Here is a 13979-nt window from a genome sequence, read left to right on the forward strand (position 1 = left end):
CCTGCCCGGCTGGACCGCACGACGGCTGCGAGCACGAGATGCTGTTCCCATGCAGTTCGCCCGCACCGCCACACCCGGTGTCGCCGTCGCCGTCGCGATCGGCCTCGTCGCGACCCTGATCGGATCGGTCGTCCCGGTCGTGGGCGGACCCGTCCCCGCCGTCCTGATCGGCGCGGTGCTCGGTTGGCTCGTCCGTCGCCGCACCGGCGGCAGCCTCGCCGTGCTCGCTCCCGGCGTGAAGTTCTCGTCGAGCCGTGTGCTGCAGTTCGCGGTGGTGCTGCTCGGCGCGCAGCTGTCGATCGGCGAGGTCCTGCGCATCGGCGGCGAGACCCTGCCGGTCATGCTGACGACCCTCGTGGTGTGCCTCGGTGCCGCCTGGGGGATCGGCCGTCTGTTGCGGGTGTCGAGCGCCCTCCGCACCCTGATCGGCGTGGGGACCGGCATCTGCGGGGCGTCCGCGATCGCGGCCGTCACGCCCGTCATCGGTGCGGTCAGCGCGGACGTCGCCTACGCGATGTCGACGATCTTCCTCTGCAACATCGCCGCGGTGTTCGCTTTCCCCCTGCTCGGCCACGCCCTCGGCCTCAGCCAGCACGCCTTCGGCGTGTTCGCGGGCACTGCGGTGAACGACACGTCGTCCGTCGTCGCCACCGCGACGGTCTACGGTCGCCAGGCGACCGACACGGCGGTCGTCGTGAAACTGGTGCGCACCCTGATGATCATCCCGATCGTCATCGGGCTGGCCGGACTGGAGGCCCGACGCGCCTCCCGCGAGCAGCTCGCGCCCGACACGGGGTCGCGCAGCGGGTTCCGTGTGTTCCGGTTGGTCCCGTGGTTCCTGATCGGGTTCCTGGTGGTGGTGCTGCTCCGGACCGTCGGGGTGCTGCCGGCTGACGCTGCCCCGGAGTTCTCGACCGCGGCGTCGTTCCTCATCACGGTGGCCCTGGCGGCGATCGGGTGCTCGACGGACTTCGCGGCGCTGCGACGTGCCGGCTTCCGTCCGATGCTACTCGGCATCGCGCTCTGGGTGCTCGTGGCGGGCACGAGCCTCGGCGCGCAGGCGGTCTTCGGCCTGCTGTAGGACGCGGAGCCGCGCCGGGGTCAGATGATCCGCGAGTCGATCACCGCCCGGTCGCCGCGGTACCGCGAGAACCCGTACTCGACGGGCGTCCCGTCGGCCAGGCACATCAGCCGTTCGATGTGGAAGATCGCCTGCCCGGGATCGATGTCGAGCAGGTCGGCCGTCCACTGGTCGGCGTTCACGGTGCTCAGCAGCAGCCGCCGAGCCTCCGGACGCGCACCGGCCTTCCGGACCAGCACGTCCGGCACGTACTCGGTGAGCGGTTCGGCGACCAGGTCGGGGAAGCGCTCGTGCGGCACCCAGCTCGTCCGGACCCGGCTCGGTTCGCCGTCGAACGAGATGAGGCTCTCGACGAAGAACGCGCTGGTGCCGGTCATCTGCAGGTTGCGTCGGACGGTCTCCGGCGCGGTCACCTGCTGCACGCACAGGTGCACGATGCTGAGCCGGGGTGACTCGAACACGCTGCCGCCGGCCGTCTCGCCGTAGATCGTGACCTCGTCGGACGTGCGGGCCAGGCTCACCGAGGCGACGGGCCGGACACCGAACGTGCCGGATCGCGGTGCACGGGTGAGCAGCCGCTGTTCCTTGAGCAACGTCAGCGCAGCCCGCAGGACGTTCCGCGTCGTGCCGTACAGGTCGAGCAGCTCCCACTCGTAGGGCAGCGGGCCGGTGAACCGGCCGGCGACGATGTCGGCCCGGATCAGGTCGGACACCTGGCGCGCCGCGTCGGAGCGTCGGTTGAACCCGATCCAGTGCCCCGGCGCCGACGGGGTCGTCCCGACGCCCATGTCGGTCCAGGCCGCGGTCGGGGCGAACTCCTCCGGCACGATCCCGGTCACGAGGCCACCCCCACCGTCGAGACGTCGCCGGTCCAGCCGGCCCAGCGCAGGAACTCCCGGGCCAGGCGCACCGGGTAGTCGGGCGCCTGGATGTCGAGTGAGACGAACACGCGTCGGTAGAACGTCGGTCCGCCGAGCAGGTCGACGGCGATGCCGAGGTCGACGTCCGGACGCAGGTCGCCGGCGTCCATCGCCCGCTGCAGCATCGCGTTCACCCGCAGCCGCCGGTCCAGGTGCCACTCGGTGACGGCCTCGGCGACGCGCGGCTCGTGCGACGCGGTCTCCACGATGAGCGGGAGTGCGCGGCCGACCGGCGTCGCGACCAGGGCGTGCACCCACCCCCGGGTGAGCCCGAGGACCCCCTCGGCGATCGGGGCGTCCTGGATCGTGGGGATGTGCTCCTCCATCAACCGGATGACGGTCTCGGTGAGCAGCACCTCCTTGCTCGACCACCGCCGGTAGATCGTCGCCGCCCCGACCCCGGCAGCGTCGGCGACGGCCCGGATCGTGAACGCGCGCGGGTCGCCCTCGGCCAGGATCTCGACGCACGCCGTGTAGACGGCCTCGCCGACGGCGGCACTCCGGGGCCGACCGCGGACCGGCGCCGCGGTGCTCGTCACCGTGCTCGCCGCGGTGCTCGTCGCGGGGCTCATGCCGCGTCCCAGTGCTCGAGGACCCGGTCCATGCTCCAGACCTCGCCGATCTTGGCGGCGATGTCGAACAGGTTCGCCTCGTGCACGCTCGGCAACCGGTCGCCCACCGCCTCGCGCACGACGATAGGGACGAACCCGTGCTGCATGGCGTCCGTGGCTGTCGCGCGGATGCACCCGCTCGTCGACAGCCCCGCGATGAACAGGGTGTCCACACCGCGGGCGACGAGGTCGGCAGCCAGCGAGGTGCCGAAGAACGCACTCGGGTACTGCTTGGGCACCAGGGTGTCCCCGTCCTGGGGCTCGAGCCCGTCGACGAACGCCCCCGTGGACGCCCCCGGCAGGTACGCGGCGAGCGCCGGCACCTTGCGGAAGAACACCCCGGCGTTCGACCCGTCGGCGGACAGCGCCATGGTGGTGATCGCCACGTGCACCCCGGCGGCGCGGGCAGCGGTCGTGAGCTCCCGCATCCGCTCGACGGGTTCCTCGACCCCGGCGTAGAGCCCGCAGTCGGGGTCGACGTAGGCGCGGACCGGGTCGACGACGACGAGCGCAGCGCGTCGTCCTGGCTGCAGCGCGCCGGTGAACCCGGCCGCCGCGTAGTCCTGGTGGTCGTCGGTCATGGGGTCCTGCTTCCGTCGTGGGTGGTCGTTGCCAGGGTGGGGACGGTCACGTGGACGCCCCCGGCTCGGGGACCGGACCCGACCTGTCGGGCCGGAGTGGTGCCTCCCGGTCGGGTGGTCCGAACGGACCGAACGCGACGATGAGCGCACCGAGGGCCGCGCAGCCGGCGAAGGTGAGCGCTGCGGCGCGGACGCCGTCGACGAACACCTGGACGTCGCCGGCCGGCAGACCGAGCAGGCTGCCGTCGTAGGCGGCTGCCGCCTGGGAGGCGGACAGGCCGCCCGTCGCGATCGCCAGTCCGAGGGCCGTCGAGAACAGGAAGCCGGCGTTCTGCAGGGCGGAGCGGATGGCGTTGGCGATGCCGCGTCGGTGTTCCGGGACCCGGGTCATCAGTGCGGACGTGCTCGGCGTCATGAACACGCCTGTCCCGACCCCGACCGCGCCGAGGCCGGTGGCGGTGACGACGTAGGCGCTGCCGTCGGCGAGCGAGACGGCGAGCACCGCGGCGCCGAGGGCGATGAGGAGCATGCCGATGGTCGACAGGGTCCTGGCGGCCACGCGACGGGCGAGGAACCCTGCGGTCACGGCGGCGACGGTCGTGCCGATCGGGGTCGGGAGCACCCAGAGGGCGGCCTCGACGGCGTCCTTGCCGTCGACGGCCTGGAACGACAGGGACGCCAGCAGCACCAGTGCGTAGCTGGACAGGGCGCAGAGCCCGGCGGCGGAGAACAGGGTGATGGTGGCGCGGTCGCGGAAGATCGCCGGGTCGACCAGGGGGTGCGCGACCCGGCGCTGGGTCCACACGAACACGCCGCCGAGGACGACTGCGCCCGAGGCCATCGCCACGACGGGCACGGCCGACCAGCCGATCGAGCCGCCCATCGAGACGGCACCGACGAGCAGGCCGACGGCCGCGACCGAAAGGATCGACCCCGGCACGTCGAGGCGCTCGCCGGAACGGGGGCGGGTGCTGTGCGGGATCAACCGGAGCGACCAGACGAGTCCGGCGAGCGAGATCGGCACGCCGGCGAGGAAGATCCAGCGCCACCCGAAGGACTCGGCGACCAGCCCGCCCACGACCGGGCCGATGACCTGCCCCACCGCGGCGACGGTGGCGTTCAGGCCGAGGCCGAGCGACAGGATCGACTCCGGGAAGACGTCGGTGAGCAGTGCGGTCGTGTTCGTGACGATGGCCGCCGCACCCACGCCCTGCACGAGCCGGGCGCCGAGCAGGACCGCGGCGTCCGGGGCGAACCCGCATGCGAGCGAGGCGAGCAGGAAGACGAGGATGCCGGCGATGTACAGGCGGCGCCGACCGACGAGGTCGGCGATCCGTCCGAAGACCAGGATCAGGGTGGTCGTGGTGAGCATGTAGCTGAGGAGCACCCAGCTGGACTGCACCGCGCTGGCGTCGAGGTCGCGGCTGACGTCGGGGAGTGCGACGAGCAGGGCGCTCGAGGAGATGAAGACGAGGACGACGCTCAGGCTCGAGGCGCAGAGCACCTGCCAAGCGCGTCGTCGGGCGGCGCCCTCGTCGATGGTGCGGCTACTGATCGGTCAGCCCTCGCACGGCGGACGACGGCGGCACCAGGCGGTGGTGCGTCGTGACCCGCTGGAAGGCGGCGGCCGCGGACAGCACCAGGCGGTCGTCCCACGGCCGCGCGACGAGCTGCACGCCGACGGGCAGACCGTCGGGCGCGGTACCCGCCGGCATCATCAGCGCCGGGAACCCCACGTAGTCGAACAGGCGGGTGTTCCGGGGGATGACGTCGTGCAGGTTGAACCGCTCGCCGTCGACGGACATCGTCAGGTCGTCGAGTCGCGGAGCGGTGGCCCCGATGCCGGGGGTGAGCACCACGTCCACGCCGGCCTCGTCCATCCGGGCGACCATCGCGGCCTGCACGAGCGGGCGGCGGCGGAGCGCCCGGAGGTAGTCCGCCGCGGTCGGCAGGAACGACACGTCGAACCGGGCTCGGGTCCCGGCGTCGAACAGGTCGGCCGTGGCGGCGTTGGCCTCCTGGTTCGCGGCGAGTTCGCCGTAGAAGACGGTCCAGCACTCCGCGTCGATCGACTCGAGGTCGTCGAACTCGATCGGCACGAGGGTCGCTCCGAGGGCGCGGAACTGCTCGGTCGCGGCGGCGTGGGCGTCGAGCACCGCGGTGTCGACGCGTTCGGTGAACCAGCCGCGCGGCACCCCGATGCGGAGCCCCTCGACCCGCTCCGGTTCCGCCTCGATGAGCGGGACGGCGGTGAACGTCGTCGGGTCCTCGCCGTCGGACCCGGCGATGACCGCCAGGGCGAGCGCGAGGTCCTCGGCGGAGCGGGCCATCGGTCCGACGTGGTCGAGGGTCCACGACAGGCTCGCGACCCCGGTGCGCGGCACGAGGCCGTAGGTCGGCTTGATCCCGGTGGTGCCGCAGAGTGCGGACGGCACGCGGATCGACCCGCCGGTGTCCGATCCGAGCGCCAACGGGACGATCCGGGCGGCGAGCGCCGAACCCGACCCAGTCGACGAGCCACCGGTCCAGCGCTCGGGGTCCCAGGGGTTCCGCACGGCACCGTACCGGGCGTTGTGCGGCCCCCCGCACGCGAACTCCGTCGTGGCCGCCGTGAACACGGGGATCGCGCCGGCTGCACGGAGTCGGGCCACGACGGTCGCGTCGGCCGGGGCCACACGGTCGCCGGTCTGGAGCGAGCCGCTCGTGACGATCGTCCCCGCGACGTCGATGATGTCCTTCACGGCGAACGGGATGCCCTCGAGCGGCCGGGCCTCGTCGTCCGCCCAGCGGCGGGTGGACTCGGCGGCGGCTGCCTCGGCTCCGTCCACCAGGCGCAGGACCGCGTCCGACCAGACGTCGTCGCTCGTCCAGTGCGGAGCGAGCGCGGCCAGGACGGCGGACGGGGTGGTGGTGCCGGAACGGTAGGCGTCGAGGAGCTCGATGACCGTGGCTGCGGCGGAGTCGGCCGCGGCGTCGGCGGCGGTGTCGGCGGCGGGGCGGGACGCCGACGGCGCGTCTGCGGGCCGGGCCGGGGTCGTGTCGGCGCCCGTGCCCGGTGTCGCCGCCACGGCCGGGGCCGCCTCGATCGCTGCGCCCAGGAGCCGACCGAACAGCTGCGCACTGTGTGCCGGTTCCGCGCGCAGCGCCGACGGGGCGGCCGGCAGCGGGTTCGCGCGGCTGGCGGCCAGCGCCCGGTCGAGCTGCGGGGCGATGGTGCCGCGGACCACGGCGGCGACGTCCGTCACGCGGGGACCGCCGCCGGGGCGTGGGCGTCGGCGAGGTACCGGAACACCCCGGGCTGGCGGTCGCGTCCGAGCGGGAAGTCGTGGCGTGCCGCGGCGACCTCGCCGACGTCGATGGTGGCCCGGATGATCGGTCCCGCCTGGTGGGCCGGTGCCGAGACGACCAGGTCGCCCCGCGGTGAGACGACCGACGACCGACCGAAGTAGCTCACGGTCTTGCCGTCGACGGTCTCCTCGCCACCGCGGTTCGGGGCGACGATCCAGGTCTGCGTCTCGAGCGCGCGGACCTGGAGTTCCTGGGTGAACAGGGTCTCGCGGAAGCCCATCGACGACACGAGCACGAGCATCACCTCGGCACCGGCGGCCCGCGATGCGAGCCAGTACTCCGGGAAGCTCCGGTCGTAGCAGATGAGCATCCCGAAGCGGGTGCCGAGCGCGTCGAACACGACCGGTCCGGAGCCGGCGGCGAAGTAGTGCTTCTCGTCGACGTCGGAGATCGCGTTGGTCGGGATCGAGGTCTTGCGGTACGACGCCACCTGCTCGCCGTGCACGTCGGTGCCGTGCACGAGCGTGCCGTCGGCGTCGATGAGCACGGCGCTGTTGTACTGCGCGTCGCCCGCGTCCTCGTACAGGCCGAAGGCGACGGCGGTGCCCAGACGCTTCGCCGCCGCTGCGAACCGTGCGGTTGCGGGGCCGGGGACGGGCTGCGCCCAGGCCTTGCGGCTGTCGTTGACCACGCCGCAGAAGTAGGGCGTGGTGCAGAGCTCGGGGAACACGACGAGGTCGGCGCCCTCGGCCGCCTGTTCGAACAGGGCGATGAGTTCGTCGAGCGCGGCGTCGCCGTCGGCCGGGGTCTGTCCGGCCTGCACGACCGCGACCTCGATGACCGGTCGGCTCCCTGCGGCGCTCATGCGGTGACCGCGCTCGGAGCAACGGACTCCACGCCCTCGCGGGTGCGCATCAGCGGCTGGATGCGGGTGCCGAAGTCGTCCATGCCCTGCAGGAAGTCGTCGAACACGACCATGATGCCCTTCGTGCCCTCGACGACGGCGGCCTCGTCGAGCATGGCCGCGACCTGCTCGTACGAGCCGACGAGCGTGCCCATGTTCATGTTCACGGCGCCCTCGGGCAGGGAGATCCGCTTGGCGGTGTTGCCCTCCTCGCCCTCGGTGTCGGTGAGTGCCTGACCCGTCATCCACGAGATCGCCTCGACGTCGACACCGTCGTTGTAGAGCGCCCACTTGGCCTGGGCGGCCTCCTCGGTCTCGTCGGCGATGATCATGAACAGCACGTACGAGCCGACGTCACGACCGGTCTTCGCCCGCGCCTCGATGAGGGCCTTGTTCTGGTCGGCGTAGGCGGTCGGGGTGTTCACGCCGACGCCCATCGAGAAGTTGTAGTCGGAGTACTGGGCGGCGAACGCCATGCCCTGCGACGACTGGCCGGCCGAGACGATCGGGATGTGTCCGGTCGGCTTCGGCAGCATCTTGCAGTCGTTCATCGTGAAGTAGTCGCCCTTGAAGTCGGACTCGCCGTGCTCCCACAGCTCCTTCATGACCTGCATGTACTCGGTCTGGTAGGCGTAGCGGCGCTTGAAGTGCACGTCGTCGCCGGGCCACAGACCCATCTGGTCGTACTCGGCCTTCTGCCACCCCGCGACGAGGTTCAGACCGAAGCGACCGTGCGAGATCGAGTCGACCGTCGCCGCCATGCGCGCCGCGATCGCCGGCGGGATCGTCAGGACCGCAGTCGTGGCGAACAGGCGGATCCGCTCGGTGCGGGCGGCGAGACCGGCCATCAGCGTGAACGACTCGAGGTTCTCGTCCCAGAACCCGCTCGGGCCGCCGTACCCGTGCAGCTTGATCATCGACAGCGCGAAGTCGAAGCCGTACGCCTCGGCCTTCTGCACGATCTCGAGGTTCAGGTCGAAGGACGGCTTGTACTGGGGCGACGTGGTGGAGATGAGCCAGCCGTTGCTGCCAATCGGGATGAAGACTCCGATGTCCATGGGGGACTCGCTTTCTGTGGTGGGTGTCGAGCAGGGAGGGGGAGGACGAGGTGGGTCAGGAACGCTTCGCGGCGGCCTTGGCGGCGGTCGCGACGGAGTGCCGCCGGATGGTCTGCGACACGGCGACGGCGACGATCAGGGCGCCGCCGTAGAACAGCTGCTGCACGAAGTTGTCCGCGCCGAGCATCTGCAGGCCGACGACCCCGGAGAACAGGAAGTACACGGCGATGAAGGTGCCGATCGCGTTGAACCGGCCCGGGATGATGGCGGTCGCGCCGAGGTAGCAGGCGGCGAACGCCGGGAGCAGGAACGACTGTCCGCTCGACGGGTCCGCGCCGCCGAGCGTGCCGGCGTAGACGACCCCGGCGACCGCGGCGGTGAGGCCGGCGCCGACGAACGCACCGACCCGGAGCCGTCGCACGTTCAGCCCAGACAGTTCGGCGACGGTGCGACCGGTGCCGACGAACAACAGCCGTCGGCCGACCGGGGTGGCGCTCAGCACGACCAGGACGACGACGGTGGCGATCAGGCCGTACACGAACGCCAGCGGCAGGCCGGCGAGCCCGCGCCACCCGACCGTGGCCTGCACGAGCGCGGGGTCGATGCCCGTCACCGACGACGAGGCGCTCATCCACTGGATGATCCCGATCATGAACGTCGAGGTGCCCAGCGTGACGATGAACGAGTCGATGCGGAACCCGACGGTGAGCAGGCCGTTGACGAGCCCGACCACGACGCCGATGACGAGACCGGCGGCGATCGCGGGCACGAGCGGGACGTCCATCTTCGCGTTGAGCACGGCGATGGTCATGGCGGAGAGCGACATCGTCGAGGCGCCGGACAGGTCGAACTCGCCCGCGGTCAGCGGGAAGAGGAACCCGAGCGCCAGGATGAGCAGGACCGACTGGGACCCGAGGATGTTCTGCAGGTTGCCGAGGGTCGGGTAGGTGTCGGGCAGCGCGATGCTGAACGCGATGACGATGACGAGCCAGGCACCGAGCAGGGCGTAGCGCTCGGTGTGCCCCCACGAGAAGCGCGGGCGGGTCGGACGGACGATCGAGGTCTCGAGGACGGGGTCGGCGGTGGTGGACATCAGGCGTTCTCCTTGACGAGGGAGGGAACAGCAGCAGGGGACGGAGCAGCGGCGGACGGAGCATCGGGTTGGGCCGCGTCGACGAGGCTCGCCACGACGGCGGCCGCGATGACGTCGCGGTCGACGCGCTCGTCGGTCAGCACGTCGTGCACGCGGCCGTGGGCGAGGACGACGACGCGGTCGCACAGTTGCGCGAGCTGGTCGTAGTCGGTGGACGCGCAGACGATGGCGACGCCCTGCTCCGCAGTCCGGCGGAGCATCGAGAAGATCGCCGCGCGGGCGCCGACGTCGATGCCCTGGGTCGGTTCCTGCAGGAGCACGAGCCGGGGGTCGTCCTGCATCCACTTCGCCAGGACGGCCTTCTGCTGGTTGCCGCCGGACAGCGTGCCGAACAGGGCGGACGGGTCGGCGGGTCGGACGTCGTAGTCGCGGACGAGTCCCGCGACGTGCGACCGTTCCCGTGCGGGGGAGAGGCCGAGCAGTCCTCGGAGCTTCCCGAGGACGGGGAGCGTGACGTTCTGCTCGACGGACAGGGTGAGCGCCCCGCCCTCGCGCTTGCGGTCGGCGGGGACGTACACGACACGGCGGGCGATGGAGGAACCGGGCGACACCCGGGTCAGGTCGATCGGGGCGGCCTGCACCCCGTCGTCCCGCACGGTGAGCGATCCGGTCGCGGGTCGTGCGCCGTACAGGCCGGGCAGCACGTCCTCGACTCCAGAGCCGGCGAGGCCCGTGATGCCGACGACCTCGCCGTCGGCGACGTCGAACGACAGGCCGTCGACGACACCGACCCGGAGGTCGCGGACCGCCACGACGGCGTCACCGGTGGTCGCCGGCCGAGGGGTCCTGGCGGCGGCGCCGTCGAGCCCGCGTCCGACGATGAGCGCGACGAGTTCGTCGGCCGTCGTCGTGGCGGTGTCACGGTGCGCCTGGACCCGGCCGGCCCGCAGGACGGTGACCCGGTCGGCGTGCTCGAGGACCTCCGACATGTCGTGCGACACCAGCAGTGCCGACGTGCGGCCGTCCGCCACCAGGTCCTTGACGACCCGGAACAGCAGGTCGGCGTCCTCCTTGGGCAGGAACACCGTCGGTTCGTCGAGCACGATGAGCGCGCGGTCGTCACCGAGTTCGGCGACGGCCCGCAGGATCGCGACGAGCGCCTTCTGGGTGTCGGAGAGCTCGTCGATCCGTGCGCGGGGGTCGATGTCGACCCCGTACCGTGCGAACAGCTCGGCGGCGGCGCGGTGCTCGGCGCCCCAGCGGACGAAGGGGCCCCGGCCGGCCACGACGGTCGCGAGCCGCAGGTTCTCGGTCACGCCCAGGGACGGGACGAGCGCGAGGTCCTGGTGGACGAAGCTGATCCCGACGCGGCGGAAGTACCCGGGCGGCACCGGGAGGGGCAGTCGGGCGCCACGGACCTCGATCGTCGCTCCCGGCTCCGGCGCGTAGGTGCCGGACAGGATCTTGATGAGGGTCGACTTGCCGGAGCCGTTCTCGCCGAGGAGCGCGTGGACCTGGCCGGGCAGGACCTCGAGGTCGACGTCGTCGAGTGCGGTCAGTCCGCCGAAGCGCTTCGTGAGTCCGCTGATCCGCAGCACCGGCACGGCGGTCACTCGGCCGCGCCCCAGATGGCCTCGTACCCGGTCTTGTACGCGTCGCCGTAGCCCTTGCTCGGCGCCGGCGGGGTGCCGGTCTCGTCGACGTTGTCCTTCGTGAAGACCTTGAGCGGGGTCTTCTCGTCGCCGTCCTCGATGATCGGGGTGTCGGTCAGGATGCGGCCGGCCTGGTCGAGCGTGGCGTACGCGAGCCACTCCATGTTCTCGCCGATGTCCATCGTGAGGACGCTGCCGTCCTGCAGGATCTTCAGCACGGCGGGGGTGCCGTTGTACGACGAGGTGAACACCTGGCCGGTCTTGCCCGCCGCGGTCACGCCGGCCTCGACGTAGAGGGTCATCGAGTCGTAGACCGGCAGCACGTAGTCGAGGTTCGGGTTGGACTGCACGGCGGACTGCACCGTCGACGAGATCTTCGTCGCCCAGTCGGCGACCGGCACGTTCGTCACCTTGACGCTGCAGCCGTCGCACTGCGCCTCGAACTCGTCCTGCATCGCCTTGACGATGCCGTCGGACGGGGGGACCTCGGAGGACGTGATGATCAGGACGTCGCCCTGGCCCTTCGTCTCCTTGATGGCCCAGTCGGCGTTGAGCTTCGCGGCCTCGTGGAACGGGGCGGTCACCTGCGCGGCGACGAGGTCCTGCAGCTGGTCCGGCAGCGCCTCGCCGGTCTGGTAGGTGTGGCTGATCAGCACGGGGATCCCCGCGGCCTTCGCACGCTTCAGTGCCGGGACGATGAGCTCACCGTTGACGCCCTGCGCCAGCACGATGATGTCGGCGCCGCGGCTGATCGCCTGGTCGATGCCGGCGGAGTGCTCGGTGGGCGTGCCCTGGTTCGTGTACTCGATCCACTTCGCGCCGTACTGCTCGGCGACCTTCTCGCCGGCCTCGTCGACCGCGGTGATGAAGGGGACGGCGGACGAGTTCGGGATGTTGAAGATCGTCTTGCCGGCGATCCCCGACATGTCGAAGGGCTCGCCCTCGAAGGTGAACTCGGGGTCGACGCTGGCCGCCTCGATCTGGCTCGTGGCGTGCTCGACCCCGGCGGTGTCGTCACCGGAGCTCGTCGACGCGGTCGAGGTGGCCGAGCAGGCGGACAGGAACAGCACGCCGGAGAGTGCGGCGGCGAGGAGCGCGGGGCGGGGGAGACGCGTTCGGGACGGTGCGGGGGACGACATCGGTCGGGGACCTCCTGGACGGGTGGAGCAGGGAAGGTGCGGGGAAGCTGCAGCGGGTACGACGAACACCCCGCGGCGCGGGGTGGCGTGTGCAGGGAGCCGGGAGACGTTCACCGGCGGCGGGGCGTCGGGGTGACGCCGGCCGCTGCAGTGGGGCTGATGCGAATGTAACGGCAGCGGGGAGCCAGCAGGCGGTCGCCCGGTAACGGTCCTGTTAGGCGTTTGTTTCGCTGGTGTTAGGCCACCCGTCGCGCTGGTGCGCGCGGGGCGTCCGCCGCGTGGTTCCGCGGGGGACGACTGCGCCACCGAGGCCCGTGCACGCGCGGATCCGGGCGGTGACGGGGCGGCGACGGCGGGGCGAAACACGCCGGACGCATCCGAGGCGACTTCCGGTAACGGCGCTCTCACAATTCGCAGGCGACGGCCGCGCACGGCGGCTGGCGGAATGCCCGGGGCCCCCGGACGCACAGCCCGGCTGACCGGGACATTCCGGCGTTGCCGGTCCGGGGGTCGCTGGCGTAACCCAGCCGATATGGATCCGGCACGACGGCGAAACGAACGAGCGGTGGACTGCACCAACGACCCGCAGCACCAACGACCGCAGCACCAACCACCACGACAGGAGCACCCCGATGATCACCACCGTCGTCGCCGGCAACCCCAAGCCGGCCTCACGGACGCTCGACGCCGCGACGGTCGTGCTCGAACGCCTCACCGGTCGCGCCCCCGACCACGTCGTCGACGTCATCGACCTCGGCGCCGGCCTGCTCGGCTGGGGCGACACGGCGGTGTCCGACGCCGTCCGGACCGTCGCCGGCTCCGACCTCGTGGTCGTCGCGTCGCCGACGTTCAAGGCGACCTACACCGGCGTGCTCAAGCTGTTCCTCGATCAGTTCGGCACCGGTGACGGGCTCGCCGGCGTCGTCGCGGTACCGCTCATGCTCGGTGCCGGCCCGGCCCACGCGCTCGCCCCGGAGGTCTTCCTCAAACCGGTGCTGGTCGAACTCGGCGCGACCGTCCCCGCCCCCGCCCTGTACCTGAACGACAAGCAGTACTCGGACCCCGCATCGACCGACGTCTGGCTCGCCCGTTGGCGGGACGTCGTCCTCGGTGCGACCGCCAGCCACCAGGAAGGAACCGCGTCATGATCAGCCCCTACTCCACCGAGGCCCCGGACCTCTCCGCACTCAAGCAGGCGTTCTCGGGCTTCCCCTGCGGTGTCGCCGCACTGTCCGCCGTCGTGGACGGCGAACCGACCGTGCTCGTCGCGTCGTCGTTCACCGTCGGGGTCTCGCAGGACCCGCCGCTGGTGATGTTCGCCGTGCAGCACACCTCGACCACGTGGCCGGTGCTCCGCGACGCCGGCACGATCGGCGTCTCGATCCTCGGCGAGGGGCACGCGCAGGTCACGCGGCAGCTCGCCTCACGCGACAAGTCGGTCCGGTTCGTCGGGGTCGACACGACGGTCGCCGACACGGGAGCGGTCTTCCTGCAGGGGGCGCCGATCTGGCTGGAGTGCTCGGTCGAGCACACCTACCCGGCCGGCGACCACGACATCGTCGTGCTCCGGGTGCTCGGACTCATGTCCGACTTCGCGCACAGCCCGCTGGTCTGGCACCGGTCCGCCTTCGCGACGCTGAGCGCCTGACCGG

13 protein-coding genes are annotated in these 13979 nt (G+C 71.8%); 3 read left to right on the forward strand and 10 right to left on the reverse strand.

What is annotated here, in order from left to right; all coding sequences use genetic code 11:
• Positions 1-49 precede the first annotated feature (49 nt).
• Positions 50-1081: a putative sulfate exporter family transporter gene (locus tag EDF48_RS12435; protein WP_131880346.1), complete on the forward strand. Its 1032-nt coding sequence runs from the start codon at positions 50-52 to the stop codon at positions 1079-1081.
• 20 nt (positions 1082-1101) lie between these two features.
• Here EDF48_RS12435 and EDF48_RS12440 read toward each other — a convergent pair whose 3' ends face one another.
• Genes EDF48_RS12440 through EDF48_RS12485 form a run of 10 tightly spaced genes read right to left on the reverse strand, consistent with a single transcriptional unit; the run spans position 1102 to position 12327 of the window.
• Positions 1102-1920, reverse strand: coding sequence for a GntR family transcriptional regulator (locus tag EDF48_RS12440; RefSeq protein ID WP_131880348.1), 819 nt, complete (start codon positions 1918-1920; stop codon positions 1102-1104).
• Entirely contained in the window at positions 1917-2573 is a 657-nt protein-coding gene (locus tag EDF48_RS12445; protein WP_131846590.1) for a TetR-like C-terminal domain-containing protein, read from the reverse strand. Before EDF48_RS12445 ends, EDF48_RS12440 begins: the two co-directional genes overlap by 4 nt.
• Positions 2570-3193, reverse strand: coding sequence for an isochorismatase family protein (locus EDF48_RS12450; RefSeq protein ID WP_131846591.1), 624 nt, complete (start codon positions 3191-3193; stop codon positions 2570-2572). The genes EDF48_RS12445 and EDF48_RS12450 overlap by 4 nt, the downstream gene beginning before the upstream one ends.
• A 46-nt stretch (positions 3194-3239) precedes the next feature.
• Positions 3240-4697 carry an MFS transporter gene (locus tag EDF48_RS12455; protein WP_165932389.1) on the reverse strand — a complete coding sequence of 486 codons (1458 nt, stop codon included), beginning with the start codon at positions 4695-4697 and terminating at the stop codon, positions 3240-3242.
• 43 nt (positions 4698-4740) lie between these two features.
• Positions 4741-6438, reverse strand: a complete 1698-nt coding sequence (locus EDF48_RS12460) for an amidase (protein WP_131880352.1) — start codon at positions 6436-6438, stop codon at positions 4741-4743.
• The gene (locus EDF48_RS12465; RefSeq protein ID WP_131880354.1) at positions 6435-7346 is read right to left on the reverse strand and encodes a carbon-nitrogen hydrolase family protein; all 912 of its coding nucleotides are present in this window, start codon (positions 7344-7346) and stop codon (positions 6435-6437) included. Before EDF48_RS12465 ends, EDF48_RS12460 begins: the two co-directional genes overlap by 4 nt.
• The gene (gene rutA, locus EDF48_RS12470; RefSeq protein ID WP_131846595.1) at positions 7343-8443 is read right to left on the reverse strand and encodes a pyrimidine utilization protein A; all 1101 of its coding nucleotides are present in this window, start codon (positions 8441-8443) and stop codon (positions 7343-7345) included. Before rutA ends, EDF48_RS12465 begins: the two co-directional genes overlap by 4 nt.
• 55 nt (positions 8444-8498) lie before the next feature.
• Entirely contained in the window at positions 8499-9536 is a 1038-nt protein-coding gene (locus EDF48_RS12475) for an ABC transporter permease (protein ID WP_123341179.1), read from the reverse strand.
• Positions 9536-11149: a sugar ABC transporter ATP-binding protein gene (locus EDF48_RS12480; RefSeq protein ID WP_243648863.1), complete on the reverse strand. Its 1614-nt coding sequence runs from the start codon at positions 11147-11149 to the stop codon at positions 9536-9538. The genes EDF48_RS12475 and EDF48_RS12480 overlap by 1 nt, the downstream gene beginning before the upstream one ends.
• Complete coding sequence (locus EDF48_RS12485) at positions 11146-12327, reverse strand: sugar ABC transporter substrate-binding protein (RefSeq protein ID WP_131880356.1); 1182 nt, start codon at positions 12325-12327, stop codon at positions 11146-11148. Before EDF48_RS12485 ends, EDF48_RS12480 begins: the two co-directional genes overlap by 4 nt.
• Positions 12328-12959: 632 nt before the next feature.
• Between EDF48_RS12485 and EDF48_RS12490 the strand changes: the two genes are divergently transcribed.
• Both EDF48_RS12490 and EDF48_RS12495 read left to right on the forward strand, forming a co-directional pair.
• Positions 12960-13475: an NAD(P)H-dependent oxidoreductase gene (locus EDF48_RS12490; RefSeq protein ID WP_131880358.1), complete on the forward strand. Its 516-nt coding sequence runs from the start codon at positions 12960-12962 to the stop codon at positions 13473-13475.
• Positions 13472-13975 (forward strand): flavin reductase family protein, encoded by a 504-nt coding sequence (locus tag EDF48_RS12495; RefSeq protein ID WP_123673676.1) that lies wholly within the window; start codon positions 13472-13474, stop codon positions 13973-13975. The genes EDF48_RS12490 and EDF48_RS12495 overlap by 4 nt, the downstream gene beginning before the upstream one ends.
• Positions 13976-13979 lie beyond the last annotated feature (4 nt).

It is taken from the genome of Curtobacterium sp. PhB191, from assembly GCF_004346515.1.
GTDB lineage: Bacteria > Actinomycetota > Actinomycetes > Actinomycetales > Microbacteriaceae > Curtobacterium.